Source organism: Micromonospora sp. HK10 (genome assembly GCF_000982955.1).
In the GTDB taxonomy this organism is placed as follows: Bacteria; Actinomycetota; Actinomycetes; order Mycobacteriales; family Micromonosporaceae; genus Micromonospora.
This window is the reverse complement of sequence record NZ_KQ058676.1, coordinates 24152-40279: the sequence shown is the minus strand read 5'-3', so window position 1 is coordinate 40279 and position 16128 is coordinate 24152. Positions and strand designations below refer to the sequence as shown.

16 protein-coding genes and 1 tRNA gene are annotated in these 16128 nt (G+C 73.7%); 6 read left to right on the top strand and 11 right to left on the bottom strand.

What is annotated here, in order from left to right; all coding sequences use genetic code 11:
* From LQ51_RS03265 to LQ51_RS03240, 6 genes are all read right to left on the bottom strand, one after another.
* The coding region (locus LQ51_RS03265) for a serine/threonine-protein kinase (protein WP_046563129.1) at positions 1-699 on the bottom strand (699 nt) is incomplete at its 3' end.
* Between the two features lies 1 nt (position 700).
* A complete protein-coding gene (locus tag LQ51_RS03260) occupies positions 701-2206 on the bottom strand; it encodes a peptidoglycan D,D-transpeptidase FtsI family protein (protein ID WP_046563128.1) in 1506 nt (501 codons plus the stop codon).
* Entirely contained in the window at positions 2203-3582 is a 1380-nt protein-coding gene (locus LQ51_RS03255; protein ID WP_231605269.1) for an FtsW/RodA/SpoVE family cell cycle protein, read from the bottom strand. Before LQ51_RS03255 ends, LQ51_RS03260 begins: the two co-directional genes overlap by 4 nt.
* A gap of 139 nt (positions 3583-3721) precedes the next feature.
* Complete coding sequence (locus LQ51_RS03250; RefSeq protein ID WP_046563126.1) at positions 3722-5137, bottom strand: PP2C family protein-serine/threonine phosphatase; 1416 nt, start codon at positions 5135-5137, stop codon at positions 3722-3724.
* Positions 5134-5619, bottom strand: a complete 486-nt coding sequence (locus LQ51_RS03245) for an FHA domain-containing protein FhaB/FipA (protein ID WP_046563125.1) — start codon at positions 5617-5619, stop codon at positions 5134-5136. The genes LQ51_RS03250 and LQ51_RS03245 overlap by 4 nt, the downstream gene beginning before the upstream one ends.
* A gap of 6 nt (positions 5620-5625) precedes the next feature.
* Positions 5626-6414: an FhaA domain-containing protein gene (locus LQ51_RS03240; protein WP_046563124.1), complete on the bottom strand. Its 789-nt coding sequence runs from the start codon at positions 6412-6414 to the stop codon at positions 5626-5628.
* 208 nt (positions 6415-6622) lie between these two features.
* On the opposite strand from LQ51_RS03240, the gene LQ51_RS03235 reads away from it, so the two are divergent.
* The 3 genes from LQ51_RS03235 to LQ51_RS03225 all read left to right on the top strand — a co-directional run bounded on the left by LQ51_RS03235 (position 6623) and on the right by LQ51_RS03225 (position 8692).
* Positions 6623-6708 (top strand) — tRNA-Leu (locus LQ51_RS03235).
* 107 nt (positions 6709-6815) lie between these two features.
* The gene (locus LQ51_RS03230; RefSeq protein ID WP_046563123.1) at positions 6816-7889 is read left to right on the top strand and encodes an NAD-dependent epimerase/dehydratase family protein; all 1074 of its coding nucleotides are present in this window, start codon (positions 6816-6818) and stop codon (positions 7887-7889) included.
* Positions 7886-8692, top strand: a complete 807-nt coding sequence (locus LQ51_RS03225; protein ID WP_046563122.1) for a WecB/TagA/CpsF family glycosyltransferase — start codon at positions 7886-7888, stop codon at positions 8690-8692. The genes LQ51_RS03230 and LQ51_RS03225 overlap by 4 nt, the downstream gene beginning before the upstream one ends.
* A 716-nt stretch (positions 8693-9408) precedes the next feature.
* Here LQ51_RS03225 and LQ51_RS03215 read toward each other — a convergent pair.
* From LQ51_RS03215 to LQ51_RS03205, 3 genes are all read right to left on the bottom strand, one after another.
* On the bottom strand, positions 9409-9810 hold the full coding sequence (locus tag LQ51_RS03215) for a hypothetical protein (protein WP_046563120.1): 402 nt from the start codon (positions 9808-9810) through the stop codon (positions 9409-9411).
* A gap of 212 nt (positions 9811-10022) precedes the next feature.
* Positions 10023-10244, bottom strand: coding sequence for a DUF397 domain-containing protein (locus LQ51_RS03210; protein ID WP_046563119.1), 222 nt, complete (start codon positions 10242-10244; stop codon positions 10023-10025).
* The gene (locus tag LQ51_RS03205; RefSeq protein ID WP_046563118.1) at positions 10214-11095 is read right to left on the bottom strand and encodes a helix-turn-helix domain-containing protein; all 882 of its coding nucleotides are present in this window, start codon (positions 11093-11095) and stop codon (positions 10214-10216) included. Before LQ51_RS03205 ends, LQ51_RS03210 begins: the two co-directional genes overlap by 31 nt.
* A gap of 625 nt (positions 11096-11720) precedes the next feature.
* On the opposite strand from LQ51_RS03205, the gene LQ51_RS03200 reads away from it, so the two are divergent.
* On the top strand, positions 11721-12002 hold the full coding sequence (locus LQ51_RS03200) for a hypothetical protein (protein ID WP_046563117.1): 282 nt from the start codon (positions 11721-11723) through the stop codon (positions 12000-12002).
* 99 nt (positions 12003-12101) lie between these two features.
* A complete protein-coding gene (locus LQ51_RS03195) occupies positions 12102-12527 on the top strand; it encodes a hypothetical protein (protein WP_052744739.1) in 426 nt (141 codons plus the stop codon).
* 3 nt (positions 12528-12530) lie between these two features.
* On the opposite strand, the gene LQ51_RS03190 is transcribed toward LQ51_RS03195, so the two are convergent.
* Both LQ51_RS03190 and LQ51_RS03185 read right to left on the bottom strand, forming a co-directional pair.
* Entirely contained in the window at positions 12531-13601 is a 1071-nt protein-coding gene (locus tag LQ51_RS03190; protein ID WP_231605267.1) for a PASTA domain-containing protein, read from the bottom strand.
* 94 nt (positions 13602-13695) lie between these two features.
* Complete coding sequence (locus LQ51_RS03185) at positions 13696-14373, bottom strand: PASTA domain-containing protein (protein ID WP_156312960.1); 678 nt, start codon at positions 14371-14373, stop codon at positions 13696-13698.
* A 116-nt stretch (positions 14374-14489) separates the two neighbouring features.
* Here LQ51_RS03185 and LQ51_RS34460 point away from each other — a divergent pair, with 116 nt between their 5' ends.
* Positions 14490-16073 carry a hypothetical protein gene (locus LQ51_RS34460; protein ID WP_369799817.1) on the top strand — a complete coding sequence of 528 codons (1584 nt, stop codon included), beginning with the start codon at positions 14490-14492 and terminating at the stop codon, positions 16071-16073.
* The last annotated feature ends 55 nt before the right edge of the window (positions 16074-16128 follow it).

Below are 16128 nucleotides of genomic sequence, written 5' to 3'. Positions count from 1 at the left end.
GGCGGGCAGCGGCCGGGGCGCGTCCCGCACGTGCTTCATGGCGATCTCGAGCGGGTTGTCCCCCTCGAACGGTCGCCGGCCGGCGAGGCACTGGTAGGCGACCACGCCGAGCGCGTACACGTCGGAGGCCGGCGTGGCCACCGCGCCGGTGGCCTGCTCGGGCGAGATGTACGAGGCCGTGCCGAGCACCGAACCGGCGGCCGTGAGCTGGCCCACCAGGTCGGAGCGGGCGATGCCGAAGTCGGTGAGCACCAGCGTGCCGTTCGGCCGGACCAGCAGGTTGCCCGGCTTCACGTCGCGGTGCACGATCCCCTTCTCGTGGGCGGCGTGCAACGCGTCGGCGGCCTGCGCCAGCAGGGCCATCGTGCGGGCCGGGGTGAGCCGGCCGACCCGGCTGAGCGTCGCGGAGAGCGCGTCCCCCTCGACGTACTCCATGACCAGGAAGGCGATCTGCTGGTCGCTGCCGAAGTCGTAGACGTCGACCACGCCCGGGTGGTTGATGGTGGCCATGGTCCGCGCCTCACCGCGGAACCGCTCGGCGAAGCCCGGCTCGTCGAGCAGCGCGGGGAGCAGGCTCTTCACCGCCACCGTCCGGCCCAGCACCTGGTCGGTGCCGCGCCACACGTCACCCATGCCGCCGCTGGCGATCCGCTCGTCGAGGCGGTAGCGGTTGCCGAGCTGCACCCCCGGGCTGAGCATGTCAGCGGCCCCCGGCGTCGGCGATGGCCGCCGCCATGATCCGGCCGGCGATCCGGGCCGCCTCGGCGCTGCCGCCGGAGCCGGCCCGCTCCAGCTCGACGCAGACCGCCGAGACCGGCGTGCCGTTGCGGTCCAGCGCGAAGCCGATGAACCAGCCGTGGTCGGGGGTGTCCGGGCCGGACTGGGCGGTGCCGGTCTTACCGCCGACGGTGTAGCCGTCGATGGCGGCCTTCCGGCCGGTGCCCTCCTTGACCACGTTCAGCATCATGTCCCGCAGGTCGCCGGCGACCTGGCCGCTGACCGGGCGGCGCAGCTCGCGCGGCTTGGCGGTGTAGTAGCTGGTGGTGCGGTCCGGCGCGAGCAGCTGGCGGACCAGGTAGGGCCGCATCTGGCTGCCGCCGTTGGCGACCGAGGCCGCGATCAGCGCCCCCTGCAACGGGGTCATCCGGACGTTGTTCTGGCCGATCGACGACTGGGCGAGCGCGGCCTGGTCGGTGCTGCCGTCCGGGTTCTGGATGTCGCCGGTGCGGCTGGCCGCCACCGGCAGGCCGCCCTCGCCGAGCTGACCGACGGTGAGGTCCTCCTGCTCGAAGCCGAACTGCCGGGCCTTCTCCTTGATCGTGTCCGCGCCGAGCCGCACGCCGAGCTGCGCGAAGCCGGTGTTGCAGGACTCGGTCACGGCCTCCCGCAGGGTCACCTGCGGCTCCGGGCAGATCGACGGCGCGGCGTTCTTGATCGGCTTGCCGGCGCCGGGCGCCGTGTAGCTCGACCCGGCCGGGATGGAGGTCTGCTGGCCGATGCCGTTCTCCAGGGCGGCCGCGGCGACCACGATCTTGAAGGTCGACCCCGGCGGCAGCGTCTCGGCCAGGGCCCGGTTGGCGAGCGGGCGGTTCGGGTCCTTGTCCAGCTTGTTGTACGCCGTCTGGGCCGCCGTGGTGTCGTGGCTGGCCAGCGGGTTCGGGTCGAAGCTCGGCATGGAGACCAGCGCCTGCACGGCGCCGGTACGCGGGTCGATCGCGATCGCCGCGCCCTTGCTGGCGCCCACTTGGTTGTCGGTGAGCTGGCGGTACGCCGTCTCCTGGGCCCGCTTGGAGAGGGTCAGCAGCACGTTGCCGCCGCCGGTCTCCTCGCCGGTGAACATGTCCTTCACCCGGTTGCCGATGAGCTGGTCGCTGGTGCCGGCGAGGAAGTCGTTCTCGGTCCGCTCGATGCCGGTCTCCCCGAGGTTGACCGGCTTGTAGCCGAGCACGTGCGCGTACACCTCGCCCTTGGGGTAGGTGCGCAGGAACCGCAGCTTGCCGCCGGTCTCCTTGCTGATCGCGTACGCGGTGCCACCGACCTCGATGTTGCCGCGCTTGCGCTCGTACTCGGCGACCTGGACCCGGCCGTTGTAGTCGCTGTTGCGGTACTCGTCCGCCTTGTAGGCCTGGATCCAGTTCAGGTTGGCGAAGAGCAGCCCGAAGAGGATCATCACGACCACGCCGACGCGGCGCAGCGGTGCGTTCACGGCCGGATCACCTCCGTCGGGGCGCCGTGCAGCTGCTCCGGTGGGGACCCCGCGGGCCGGGCGACCGGGCCGCCCCCGGTCACCGGGCGGCGGGCGCCGTCGGAGACCCGGAGCAGCACCGCGATGAGCAGCCAGTTGGCCATCAACGACGAGCCGCCGGCGGAGAGGAACGGGGTGGTCTGACCGGTCAGCGGGATGAGCTTGCTGATCCCGCCGACGATGACGAAGACCTGCAGGCCCAGGGTGAAGGCGAGGCCACCGGCGAGCAGCTTGCCGAACGAGTCCCGCACCGCCAGCGCGGCCCGCAGCCCGCGCTCCACGATCAGCAGGTAGACCACGAGCAGCGCGGAGAGGCCGAACAGACCGATCTCCTCGCCGATGCCGGCGAAGATGAAGTCGGTCTGCACCTCCGGCAGCAGGGTCGGCTGGCCACCGCCCGGGCCGGCCCCGAAGAGCCCGCCGGTGCCGAGCGTGAGCAGACCCTGGACCAGTTGGTAGCCCCGGTCGTAGGGCTCGGCGAAGGGGTCCAGCCAGATCTGCGCCCGGTCGTAGAAGTTCGCGAACGGCCCGCCGACGGTGCTGCCCAGCACGTAGGCCAGGTAGGCGCCGCCGAAGAAGAGGATCAGGCCGATGAGCAGCCAACTGACCCGTTCGGTGGCGATGTAGAGGGTCACCACGAACATGCCGAAGTAGAGCAGCGAGGTGCCCAGGTCCTTCTCGAAGACCAGGACGAGGAGGCTGATCAACCAGACCACGAGGACCGGGCCGAGGTCGCGGCCGCGCGGGAAGTCGATGCCGAGCACCCGCCGGCTGGCCAGCGACAGCACCTCGCGCTTGCGGACCAGGTAGTAGGCGAAGAAGGCGAGCAGGGCGAGCTTGGCGAACTCACCGGGCTGGAGCTGCCCCAGCCCGGGCACGATGATCCACAGCTTCGCGCCGTTGACCTCGGAGAACCGCCCGGGCAGCACCGCCGGGATCATCACCAGCACGATGCCGGCCAGCCCCAGGGTGTACGCGTAGCGCGACAGCGACCGGTGGTCCCTCATGATCGCAAGCAGCACGGCAGCCAGGATCACCGCGCCGAGGGTCCAGGCGAGCTGACTGCCACCCTTGCCGGCGAAGACGGCCAGCGTCTCCCGCTGGTCGGGCTCGGCCTTGGCCAGGTCGTAGCGGCGCAGGAAGCCGACCCCGATGCCGTTGAGCAGGGCCACCGCCGGCAGCAGCGCCGGGTCGGCGAACGGCGCCAGCCAGCGGATCACCAGGTGCAGGCCGAGGAAGACCAGCCCCAGCACGGCCGCCGGGATCCAGAAATCCGGGGTGACGGTGTCCAGCACGTTCGCCTCGACCGTCGCCCCGTACGCCGCCACCAGCACCATGGCGAGCAGGAGCAGGGACAGCTCGGCGTTGCGCCGGGACCGGGCCAGGCGCGCGCCGGCCGCCTCGCCCGTCGTGGCGGGCGAGGCTGCCGGTACGGCGGCTGCGGTCACGAAGACGTCCTCGGGGTCGAGCCGGCGCTCACTCCGGCGACCGGCAACCAGCCGGGTCGGCCGGCGGCACCGTGTCGGAGGGGACGGCGTCGGGCGTGGCGGTCGGCGACGGCGTGGGCGGCGGCAGGGCGCTGCCGCTGGCGCCGACGGCCGGGGCGGTCGGCGAGGCGGTGACGGCCGGGTTGGCACTGGTCGCCAGGGCCGTCGGGCTGGGCGGGCAGAGCGGCTTCAGGTTGGGGTTGGCCGGGTCTTCGCTGGTCAGCTCGGCCAGCCGGCGCTCGGCGTCCGGCTCGCTCTTGGCCTGGATGCCCTGCTTGACCTGCTCCTGAGCGGCCAGGGTGAGGTCGTCCAGCCGGGCCTCGCTGGTCGCGTGCACGTTGGAGAGGTCCAGGCCGGCGATCTGGCCCGGCACGCCGCGGAAGACGGCGAGCTGGCCCTCGTCGGTGGCGCCGACGTAGTACTGCCGCTGGGTGTAGCTCCAGCCGGCGAAGAGGCCGCCGCCGAGGATGACCACCAGGGCCAGCAGCATGGCCGCGGTCCGCAGCGGGTGGTGCCGGCGCCGCTCCGCTTCCTCGTCGCGGGGGTCCGCCGGCTCCTCGGGTGCGGGGGGCCGTGGGGCGGAGAGCGCCGAGGCCCGGGCGGCCGGGGTGGAGACGTCGGCCGAGGTGGCCATGCCGCGGTCCCGGGCGGCGGCACCGCCGACGATCGGGGACGCCTCGACGATGTCCTGGTCGGTGGCGTCGGCGACGATCACCGTGATGTTGTCCGGCCCGCCGCCGCGCAGGGCGAGCTGCACCAGCCGCTCGACGCACTGCTGCGGGTCGGGGTATTCGCGCATGGTCTCCGCGATGGTGTCCGCGCTGACCACGCCGGAGAGGCCGTCGGAGCAGATCAGGTAGCGGTCACCGGGCAGCACCTGGCGGACGCTGTATTCCGGGTCGATGTCGCGGCCGTCCAGCGCGCGGGTGAGCAGCGAGCGCTGGGGGTGGCTGCTCGCCTCCTCGGCGCTGATCCGGCCCTCGTCGACGAGCATCTGGACGTACGTGTCGTCCTTGGTGATCTGCGCGAACTCACCGTTGCGCAGGAGGTAGGCCCGCGAGTCACCGATGTGGACCATCCCGAGCTTGCTGCCGGAGAAGAGGGTCGCGGTGAGCGTGGTGCCCATCCCCTCCAGCTGCGGGTTGGCGTCCACGGTGTCGCGGAGCTGCTGGTTGGCGGTGCCGACGGCCGAACGCAGCGCGTCCACGAGGGCGTCCCCGGGGACGTCCTCGTCGAGGGGCGCCATGGCACCGATGACAATGTTGCTCGCGACGTCACCGGCGGCCATACCGCCCATGCCGTCGGCGACGGCGAGCAGCCGCGGCCCGGCGTAGACGGAATCCTGGTTACCGTCTCGGATCAGACCGCGGTCGCTGTGGGCCGCGTAGCGCAGGGTCAGAGTCATGGCCGTAATTCGAGGGAAGTGCGGCCGATCCGGATCGGCACGCCGAGGGGGACGGGGGTTGGTCCGGTGACCTTAGCGCGATCCAGGTAGGTGCCGTTAGTCGAACCGAGGTCCTCCACGAACCACTGCCCGTCGCGCGGCACGAGCCGGGCGTGTCGCGCCGAGGCGTAGTCATCGGTGATCACCAGCGTGGAGTCCTCGGCGCGACCGATGGTGATCTGCGCCTCGCCCAGGGTGATCCGGGTGCCGGCCAGCTGGCCGGCGGTCACCACCAGCTGGTGCGCGGCCCTGCCCCGCTTCACCTTCGCCGGCTTCGCCGGCGGCCCGGTGCTGGCCCCGACCGCCCGCGGCGCGGCCACCAGCCGGCCCGACCGGGCCCCCGCGAAGAGGTCCCGGCGGATCACCCCGACCACCGTGAACACGAAGATCCACAGCAGGATGAGGAACCCGAACCGGGCGACCGTGATGACGAGTTCCGGCAACGCGGGTCAGCCGTCCACGCGGAAGGTCAGGGTGGTGGTGCCGAGCTGGATCATGTCCCCGGGGTTGAGCGCGACGGCGGACACGCGCTGGCCGTTGACCATCGTGCCGTTGGTCGAGCCGAGGTCGGTCAGCACCACCTGGCCGCCGTCGAAGTCCAGCCGGGCGTGGCGCCGGGAGATCCCGACGTCGGGCAGGCGCAGGTTGGCCTGGTCGCCCCGACCGATCACGGTCGAGCCCATCTGGAGCGGGTAGGTGCGCCCGTCGCCGGAGACCAGCCGCACGTTGCGGCCACCGCCGTGGCCGGGCGGCGGACCATAGCCACCACCCTGGTCGTACGCGGGGTAGGCCGGGGCGGCGTCGTAGCCGCCGGGCGCGGAGACCGGGGCGACGTCGCCACCGGTGTAGACCTCGGCGGTGACCCGGAACATGCCGGTGTCCAGCCCCTCGCCGCGTTCGATTTCGACGATCACGTCACCGTAGACCGTCCACGCCTGCTCGCCGATGAACTCCGCCTGCGACTGGGCCAGCTCCTGGGCCAGCGCGGCGGCGTACGGCGCCAGCCGACTGTGGTCGTACGGCGAGAGATCGATCACGTAGCGGTTGGGCACCAACGTGCGCCCGCCGGCCAGGATCGCCTTGTGCGCCTCGGCCTCCCGCTGCATGGCGTTGAGGATCTCCACGGGGTGGACCACCCCTTTGAAGACCTTGGCGAAGGCCCCCTCGACCAGGCCTTCCAGACGCTTCTCGAAGCGTTGCAGCACGCTCACCGGCTCCTCCTCGGGTCCCGAGGCCATGATGGTATCCGGACACCGCCTCCGCAGCTCACATGCCGCTCGGCCGGCTGCCGGCGGCCCGTTCGTGACCAGGCCCGGGGTCGTGCTACAGTTTCGTCCGCCACGAACGGTGATCGCTCGTGGCGATGACCGGGACCAGCGTAATATGTCCGGGCACCCGCCGCAGAAGGCGGGCACCGGATGGGATACGGTGTTCCGGTCTGGCCACGGGGAAGTGGCGGAATGGCAGACGCGCACGGTTCAGGTCCGTGTGCCCGAAAGGGCGTGGGGGTTCAACTCCCCCCTTCCCCACCACGACGAGGGCTCCGCGGACAGCGGGGCCCTCGCGCCGTTTCGGGACGTGCCGGATGTCACGCTATGCTCCGGTTCGTTTTCCAGCCCCCTACGAGCAGGAGTGGCGTGTGAGTGTCGCGTTGGTGACCGGCTCGGGCGGTCTCATCGGATCCGAGGCAGCCCGGCACTTCGCCGGCCTCGGGCTGCACGTGGTCGGCATCGACAACGACATGCGCCGGTACTTCTTCGGCGAGGACGGCTCGACGGCCTGGAGCCTGGACCGGCTCGCCGCCGACCTGGGTACCTCCTACACCCACCAGGCCGTCGACATCCGGGACCGGGACGGCCTGGAGCGGGTCTTCAAGAAGTACGGCTCGGACATCTCGGTGGTGATCCACAGCGCCGCGCAGCCGAGCCACGACTGGGCCGCCAAGGAGCCGTACACCGACTTCGACGTGAACGCGGGTGGCACCCTCAACGTGCTGGAGAACACCCGCCGGCACGCGATCGAGGCGCCCTTCATCCACTGCTCGACCAACAAGGTTTACGGCGACCGCCCGAACAGCCTGCCGCTGGTCGAGCTGGAGACCCGGTACGAGCTGCCGGAGGACCACCCGTACTTCGCGGGCATCCCGGAGGACATGTCGATCGACGAGTCGCTGCACTCGGTCTTCGGCGCGTCGAAGGTGGCCGCCGACGTGATGGTCCAGGAGTACGGCCGCTACTTCGACATGCGGACGGCCTGCTTCCGGGGCGGCACGCTGACCGGGCCGGCGCACTCCGCCGCCGAGCTGCACGGCTTCCTGGCGTACCTGATGCGCTGCGTAATGGAGGGCCGGACGTACAACCTCTTCGGCTACAAGGGGAAGATGGTCCGGGACGCGATCCACTCCCGGGACGTGCTCACCGCCTTCGAGGCGTTCTTCCGCGAGCCGCGCTCGGCGCAGGTCTACAACCTGGGCGGCGGCCGGCACTCCAACACCTCGCACATCGAGGCGTTCCGGATTGCCGAGGAGATCGCCGGCCGCGAGGCGAAGATCAATTACGTCGAGCAGGCGCGCACCGGCGACCACCAGTGGTACGTCAGCAGCATGGCCCGGTTCGAGGAGCACTACCCGAGCTGGAAGATCACCTACGACGTGCCGATGATCCTCCGGGAGATCTACGAGGCCAACGTCGACAAGTGGATGCCGAAGGCATGACCACCGGGACCAAGCGGAACGTGCTCGGCGTACTCGTCGACGCCACCGACTACGCCCGGGCGACCGAGGCGGTCGTCGCGGCGGCGCACGACCGCCGCCCGCTGGCTCTCACCGCGCTGGCCGTGCACGGCGTGATGACCGGGGTGCTCGACCCGGCGCACAACGCCCGGCTCAACTCCTTCGACGTGGTCACCCCGGACGGTCAGCCGGTCCGCTGGGCGTTGAACCTGCTGCACGGCGCCGGCCTCACCGACCGGGTCTACGGCCCAGAACTCACCCTGCGGGTGCTGTCCCGCTTCGCCGCGGAAGGGCTGCCGGTCTACCTCTACGGCTCCACCGAGGAGACGCTGTCCCGCCTGGTCCCGGCCCTGGAGCGGAAGTTCCCCGCGCTGAAGATCGCGGGTGTCGAGGCGTCCAAGTTCCGCTCGGTGCAGCCGGGTGAGGACGTCGAGATCGCTGACCGGATCCGGGCCAGCGGGGCGCGGCTCGTCCTGGTCGGGCTGGGCTGCCCCCGTCAGGAGGTCTTCACGTACGCCATGCGGCCGCTGCTGGACATGCCGCTGATGGCGGTCGGCGCGGCCTTCGACTACCACGCCGGCCTGCTGCGCAACCCGCCGCCGTGGATGCAGCGCGCCGGGCTGGAGTGGTTCTGGCGGCTCGGCCTGGAGCCGAAGCGGCTCTGGCGCCGCTACGTCATCCTCAACCCGGCCTACCTGGCCCGCCTGGCGGCCCAGAAGACCGGCCTGTGGAAGGCCACCCCGCCGCCCCCGGCCGGCGACCGACCGGCGACCTTCGACGTCTGAGCCCGCTGCGCACGACGACGTGCGGCGGCCACCCGGGTGGGTGACCGCCGGACGCCGGTGGGATGACCCCCTACGGGACGATCTGCGGGACGAACCCGGGTGCGCTCCCGGATCCCCCGGCCGCCGGCCTGGACCAGGCTGGGCCCATGGACGACCAGCTCACCGTGCTGCTGCCCGTCGCCGCCGTCTGGGTGGCCGCCGCCCTCGTCGCGGACGGCCTGCCGAACCTGGACCGGGCCCGCGCGCTGCGCCGGCGTACCCGATGGTTGTCCGCCCTCACCCTGACCGGCCTGGCGCTGACCGCGGCCGTCCTGGTCGCGGGCCTGCAGAGCGCGGGCGCCACGCCGATCGACCGGGCCGCCCGCGGGCTCCTGCTGGCCGCCGCCCCCGCGCTGGTCGTGACGGCCTGCTCGATCCGGCGGATCCGCCGGCTGCGGGCCGGCGCGGGCGCCTTCGCCGCCGCGCCGGACACCCCGGCCCCGCACGGCCTGCGGGCGGCCGCAGCCCACCCGCTGCTCGGGCTCCCGATCCAGGTCACCGCGCTCGCCGTGCTGCCCGTGGTGGTCTCGGCCGCCGGTCTGGACCTGCTCGCCGCGCCCGCCGTGACCGGCCCGGCGATCACCGTGGGCTGGCTGGCCGTCACCACGATCGGGGTACGCCACGCGCTGCGGCACAACCGGTTCGCCGAGCGGGCGGCGCCGCCGGCGACCGTCGGGTCACCGCGAGCGGCCGGTGCCCGGCACGTACAGCAGCTCCAGGATCGCCCGGGTCGCCTCGAACCAGCGGTCCAGCCAGCCGGGCGGCGGGACGCTGCCCTTGGGGGGCAGTTCCATCAGCAGGCCGCGCAGCAACGGGTGGTCGACCAGCGACTCGGGCTGCTCGACCGGCCAGCCGCTGGGCGGGAAGGACGGCTCGGTGAGCGGGTTGGGGTCCAGCGAGGGCAGGGTGAGCGGCGGGGTGGCCTGCTCGGGCGCGGCGGTGTCCCGGCCGCCGATCTCGCTGTCGGTGGAGGAGACCTCGGTGAGCACCGTGTCCCGGCGCGCCCCGCGGTACTTGCCGCCGAACCGCTCCGGCTTTCCCGGACCGTTGGTGAGGTTCTCTGAGCCGATCGTCGTCATCCGTCTCGCCTGCCTCGTTCGGTTGCCGATCCGTGCGGTTCAACGAGGCGGGACGGAACTGGCGACGGGTGGCCGGGAGCCACCGTCGAGGCGGACGAAATGGTCCCGCCCGGCCACGCTGCCGGGCGGGACCACGCTTCTGGTCCGGGCACCTTCATCCGGTCCGGCGCGCCGCCGGGCGGCGCGGAGGCCGGATCACGGCCGGGGACGGATCAGCCCCGGACCAACCCGCCGCTCCGGGCGCCGGCGACGAAGGCGTGCCAGTCACCCGGGGCGAAGACCAGGGCCGGGCCGGTCTTGTCCTTCGAGTCCCGGACGCCGACCGCCCCGGGCACGTACGCGACCTCCACGCAGTTGTCACAGTTCGGCCCACTCTTCGAGCTCTTGAACCACGTCGCGTGCATCAGGTCCACGGGGAACTCCTTGGTCGCCATTTCCACAGCGGCTCCTCTGCCAGTTTTGCAATGTGTGCGATGGATTCCTCCGGGCGAATGGCCGCTGCTCGAATGTGATCGAAGATGAAGCTGTACTTCTGCAGTTCGTCGCTCTTCTCGAGGAAGAGCCCACCCGTGGCGTTCTCCGCGTACACGACATCGGGATCACTCGGTTCGGGGAAGCTGAGGATCGTGAAGGTGCCGTCCATGCCGGCGTGTGCTCCCACCTCGAAGGGCAGGACCTGCAACGTCACGTTCGGCAGTTGGGCTACCTCCACCAACCGGCTGAGCTGGCCACGCATCACCTCGTCGCCGCCAACCGGCCGGCTCAGCACCGCCTCATCGAGCACCACCCACAGATCGACCGGATCGTCCTGCGTCAACAACGACTGGCGGCCCAGTCGGACACGCACCCGCTGTTCGACCTGCTCGGCGCTGAAGTCGGGCCGGGCGGCCCGGATCATCGCGCCCGCGTACTCCTCGGTCTCCAGCAGACCGGGCACGACCTGCTGCTCGTACGCCCGGATCGAGCTGGCCGCCGCCTCCAGCCCCACGTACGCCCCGACCAGGACCGTGCTGTAGGGGTGCCACCAGCCCTTCTGCCGGGCCTCGCGGGCGATCTGCACCAGCTCGTCGCTCTCCGCACCGACCACCCCGTAGATCCGGAGCATGTCCCGCACGTCGCGCGGGGTGGCCGTGGTGTGCCCGGTCTCGATTCGGGAGATCTTGGAAGCGGAGCACTCCAGCTGCTCGGCGACCACCTCGATGGTGATGCCGGCGGCCTCCCGTTGCCGGCGGAGTTCCGCCCCCAGGCGGCGACGCCGGATGGTGGGGCTGCGCCGCTCGGTCACGACGCGGCCCTCCGGCCCGCTGGACGGGAACGTTGACTCCTCGCGCTCACCCGGACACCTCCGGTCGTCGCGCCCGGTGCGACACCCGCCGGGGGCGCGGCCGACGTGACGGCGGGGATCGTTCGCGGCAGGGGTGGTGCCGGTCATCGACCGGCCGCGTCGGGCGAAACCGGCGTCCAGTGTGCCGTCCCGGCACCTGAGGCATCAAGCGTACCGTTCACGTGTCGTGCTCGCGTATCGGCAAAAGTCGACGTGCAACTTGCATGAAGCACGTCGCTGGTGCACTCTGTCGGTATGGCACGGGTTACTCACCGTCTCCGCATGATCTCCCGGCGTGGTGATCCCATGGGCCGTGGGACGGCGGGAGGGGAGCCGTCCCGCGCCGTGCGACCTGCCCCGGGGCGATGCCCCGCCGCTGCACGCCAGCGTGGCTGCGGCGGCGGGAGCGGTAACCGGGAGCAGCCAGGTGATGGTCGGGGGGTGACCCGCCACCGCGGGCACCCCGACCAGCACCGACGTACCTGACCAGCCGGTCCCCCAGGGCACGACCCCGGCGCCGGGCGCAGATGTCCCCCGATCAGCCCTCCGCCGGCCCGCCGGCCGGCCGAACTCCCCAGGAGCCCATGTGCTTCCCCGCTCCGGTGACGTACTGCACGTGACTCGCGCGGCGAGTGTCCAGTTCTTTCGACCGATCACGTTCCGGGTGATCCGGGTGCTCGACTGGCCGACCTACGACGGTTGGCTCTGGCTCGACGGCTACGAGTTGAACGCGGCGGGGGACGCGATCAACCGACGGTCGATCTTCGTACAGCAGTCGGGGCTGGAGCAGCTGCACGCCGCGCCGGTGCCGCGCCAGCACACCGTACGGACCCGACGCCCGGTGATCCGGACCCCGGTCCGGGTCTGACCCGGCGATTACCCGGTCGGGGGCGTACCGCCGCCATAGAATCGGTACGCCACCCCGGCGAACGTCTCCACCCCGCGCGTCCCGGACCCTGAACCTGGGATGGTCATGGTCAATCTGCCCGCCGCGCGGCGGCACCACCGGTCCCGTATCAGCTACGCCTTCGGGCTCCTGGCGGTCCTCGGAGCCGCGACCGTACTCGCACTCGTGGTCCGTCACCCCGCCTACTCCGCCACCGAGCAGTTGAACGAACCCGTACCGGCTCCGGAGATCACCGTGGCCGGCGAGGGCAGCGCGCCGGCCACCGACCCGGAGGACGAGGCCGGCTGGGCCGACGCCGACGCGTTCGGGGTGACGCCCGGCCCGGACGGGTCGGGCGGCGGGGCCGGCTCGGACGCGCTGGCCGAACCGGCGGGCGTGCCGAGCACCGCGGAGGTGAGCCGCTCACTCTTCTACTCCGGGCTGCTCGGCCTCGCCATCTCGCTGGCCGGGCTGGGGCTGGTGGGCACCAGACGCCGGCAGTGGTGACACTCAGGGAGTAGCGGTCGCCGTCGGTCCCGAGGTCGGCGTGCCGGCAGTCGTCGTCGGCGCGGCGGCCGGCTCGGCCACCACAATGGTGACCCGGTCGCCCGGGGAGAGCGGCTCGCCCGCCGCCGGGTCGGTCTCGATCACCGTGCCGGCCGGCTGGTCCGACTCCCGCGTCCGCACCCGGTAGTCCACGTCCAGCCGGTCCAGGGCCGCCCGGGCAGCCGCCTCCGGCAGCCCGACCAGCGGCGGCATCGGCACCTCCGCGCTCGTGGGGCTGGCCGTGCTGGGCGGGGCGGTGCTCGGCGCCGCCGTGGTCGGCGCGGCGCTCGTTTGGGGGACGGTGGTTGGCGCGGCCGACGGCAGCGGCCCGGGAGCCGGGCCCCGCTCGGCCGCCCGCAGGGCCCACCAGACCCCCAGCCCGATCAGTGCGATCAGCACCAGGGCGAGGACGCCCAGCAGGATCGGCATCCACCAGCGCCGGCCGGCCTGCTCCTCGGTGTACCAGTCGGCGCCGGCCTCCTGGTAGCCGGCGGGACGCGTCGGCACCCCGGCGCGCCCCGACCAGGCCGGGGGAACCGGTGCGGCCCCACCCACCGGTGGCTGCGGCGCGGTGGTACCCGCGCGGGGCAGCGGCCGGGTCGCGTCCGGCCCTGGCCCGCCCGCCGCGCCGGCCCTCGGCATGGCCCGGGTCGCCTCGGCATCGCTGCCGCCACCGGGTACGGGCCGCGTCGCGTCCGGGTCACCGGCCGGCGGCAACGCGCGCGTCGCGTCGGCGTCACCGGCGGTCACGGGCCGCGCCGCGCCCGGGTGGCCGGCCGGCGGCATCGCGCGCGTCGCGTCGGCGGCTATCGCCTGGGTGGCATCGGCGTCATCAGAGGGCGCGGGCCGGGCCGGACGCGGGTCGGCACCCGACGGCATCGCGCGCGTCGCATCGGCGTCGCCGGCGGCCATCGCCTGGGTCGCATCGGCGTCGCCGCCGGCCATCGCCTGGGTCGCGTCCGGGTCGGCGGCCGGCGGCATCGCCCGGGTGGCGTCGGCGTCCCCGGCGGGGGGCTCCTGACGGTCGTCGCTCATGGCACGTCCTTTCCCCGCCGGGCCCGCTGGCCCTACCCGTGCACGGTAGCGGGCCGGGCAACCACCGGCCGGGATCAGCGCGGCGAGCCGGTCCTCACGGCGTCGGGGACAGGGTGGTCGCCGGGGTGTCGACCGGCGCGCCGCCGCAGCTCAGGCCCACCGGGTCGTTCCAGTGCGCCGCCGCTCCGCCGGCCGGTTCCTGGGCGGTGACCGGGCCGCGGCGGCCGGTCCGGTAACGCGGGTAGAGGCCCGCCTCCACCAGGTCGTCCGCGGCGTCGTCGCAGTCCTCGCCGACCACGTCGGGCACCGCGACCGCCGGGGCCGGCCCGCTGACCCAGAGGGTGACGGTGACGCCACGACGCACCGGCGTACCCGGCGCGGGCGAGGCGCGCTGCACGGACCGGCCGGTGCCCGTGCCGAAGATGATCTGCCAGCCGAGCTTCCGGTCCCGCAACTGCCGCCGGGCCGCCTCGAAGTCGGTGCCCACCACCTCGGGCACGGTGAGCCCGGCCGGAGCGGTGGTCCGCGGGGTGGTGGGGCGCTCCGCCGGGGAGGTCTGCGTCGCTCCGGTCGGGGCGACGCTGCTCGGCCCGCTCGACGGGCCGGCGGTCGTGACCGGTGCGGCGACGCGGTCCGGCCCGCCGGCGAGCAGCCAGCCGCCGCCCGCGCCGACCAGCGCGAGCAGGACCACCGCGAGGCCGCCGCCGAGGACCAGCCTCATCCGGTCCGACCCCGGGTCGTGCGCCCCGTCCGGGTACCCGTCGTCCGTCATCGCGTCCACCGCCCCAGTCACCGGCGACCGTACCGACCGCCACCAAGCCGTCACGGCGCGGAGGAGACCACCGCCTCCGCTCGCCGCGCCGACGCTGGGACGCTACGCTCCCCCGCATGGCCAGACGGGGCTGGGGAGCATCGATCGCCACCGCGCTCGGCGTCGCCGCCGGCGCCGGTGCGGCACAACTGGGCTTCGGCTACGGCCTCGGCATCCTCAACTGGGCGCCGGGGGACGCGCCGGTCGAGGCGGCCTGGGTGGCGAGCCTGGCCTGGGCCACCTGGATCTCCGCCACCTCGGTGGTGGCCGGGGCGGTCTGCGCCGACCGGTTGCCCGGGGACGACCCGGAATCCGGCCGTACGCTGCGGCACCTCACCCTGGCCGTCGCCGCCGGGGTCGGCGCCCTGGTCACCGTGCTGCTGGTCGCCGTACCAGCGCGCGCCGCCCAGGTGCCGGACACCTTCGCCCCGCAGACCGTCGCCGCCGGGTACGCCGCGCTCGGGCTGCTCATCGGGCTGCTGCTCGCGGTCTGGGCGCTGCACTCCCGGGCCGCCGCGACCAACCTGATCGCCACCACCGGCTGGCTCTGGCTGCTCGCCGTGGTCTCCGTCGTCGACGGGGTGCTCTCCGGGCGTGGCTTGGGCACCGCCCAGCTCGGCATCTGGCAGATCAGCGCGGACAGCGGCCGGTACTGGATCCGGGACTACTTCTACTGGCCCGGGGCGCTGCTCGCGATGGGCTCGGCGGTGGTGATCGGCGCGCTCGCCGCCCGGCGTACGGCCCGGCTGGCGGAACGGCGGGTCGGCGCGGCGGCCTCCGGTGCGGCCGGACCGATCCTCGTCGCGCTGGCCTACCTGCTGGCCGTGCCGAGGCTCGCGGGGATCTCCCCCGAGCAGGTGTCCGCCCATCTGATCGCCCCGTACGCGGTGATCACCGGAATCGCCGGCTCGGCGCTGGTCGCCGCCCTGGCCCAGCGGGCCGAACTGCGGGCCGCGACGCGGGCCGGCGTGCCGCTGCCCCGGCAGCGCGCCGGTGAGCCGGAGCAGCACACCGGGCACGGCCCCGGCGGGACCGACGCCGCGGTCCGCGACGGCCACACCGGGCACGGCCCCGGCCGGAGGGCCGCCGAGGTGCGCGATGACGCGGCACCGGTGGAGTCGTCGCGGCCGCGCTGGCGCCTCTTCGGACGCCGGTCCGCCGGGACCGGCGCGCCGGCTGACGCCCCCGCTGCCGACGCCCTCGCTGCCGACGCCACCCCCGCCGACGCCGCCGGGTTGCCCGCCGGGACCTCGGGCGGAACAGCGACGCCGGAGGCCGGCTCCGGTGCGTCCGGCCCGAGTGCGTCCGGCCCAAGTGCGTCCGGCCCGAGCCGGTCGGCGTCGGGCTCGCGGTCGGGCAGCGGTAAGGGGTCGGCCCGGACGGGTGCGTCCGGCACCCGCCCGGTCCCCGCCGGACCGGACGCCGCGAGCACGGCGGGTGCCACCACGTCGACGGAGAGCGCCGCGCCGGCGCGGCCCGTCGGGGACCGCGGCCGGGCCGTCCCGCCCCAGCGGCGGCCGATGGACGCGGCGCTCGCCGGCGCGGACGACGGCGCACCGGACCCGGACGGACCGGCGGACGGGACCGGCACCGCAGGCGGGTCGGAGCAGGACGGCACCGCCCCGGCGACCGGCGGCAAGGCCCGCCGCCGCAGCCGCTGACCGGGGCGCCCGGCCCCCTGGGGTGGGTCAGTGACGGCAACTTGAAGGCCGGGGC

Excerpts from the sequence above, each read along its gene's own strand:
- LQ51_RS03255 (WP_231605269.1), bottom strand. The coding sequence starts at position 3,582 with ATGGTGCTGGTGGCGGCGTACGGGGCGACGGTCGAGGCGAACGTGCTG.
- LQ51_RS03250 (WP_046563126.1), bottom strand. The coding sequence starts at position 5,137 with ATGACTCTGACCCTGCGCTACGCGGCCCACAGCGACCGCGGTCTGATC.
- LQ51_RS03240 (WP_046563124.1), bottom strand. The coding sequence starts at position 6,414 with ATGGCCTCGGGACCCGAGGAGGAGCCGGTGAGCGTGCTGCAACGCTTC.
- LQ51_RS03225 (WP_046563122.1), top strand. The coding sequence starts at position 7,886 with ATGACCACCGGGACCAAGCGGAACGTGCTCGGCGTACTCGTCGACGCC.
- LQ51_RS03215 (WP_046563120.1), bottom strand. The coding sequence starts at position 9,810 with ATGACGACGATCGGCTCAGAGAACCTCACCAACGGTCCGGGAAAGCCG.
- LQ51_RS03210 (WP_046563119.1), bottom strand. The coding sequence starts at position 10,244 with ATGGCGACCAAGGAGTTCCCCGTGGACCTGATGCACGCGACGTGGTTC.
- LQ51_RS03195 (WP_052744739.1), top strand. The coding sequence starts at position 12,102 with ATGGTCATGGTCAATCTGCCCGCCGCGCGGCGGCACCACCGGTCCCGT.
- LQ51_RS03190 (WP_231605267.1), bottom strand. The coding sequence starts at position 13,601 with ATGAGCGACGACCGTCAGGAGCCCCCCGCCGGGGACGCCGACGCCACC.
- LQ51_RS03185 (WP_156312960.1), bottom strand. The coding sequence starts at position 14,373 with ATGACGGACGACGGGTACCCGGACGGGGCGCACGACCCGGGGTCGGAC.
- LQ51_RS34460 (WP_369799817.1), top strand. The coding sequence starts at position 14,490 with ATGGCCAGACGGGGCTGGGGAGCATCGATCGCCACCGCGCTCGGCGTC.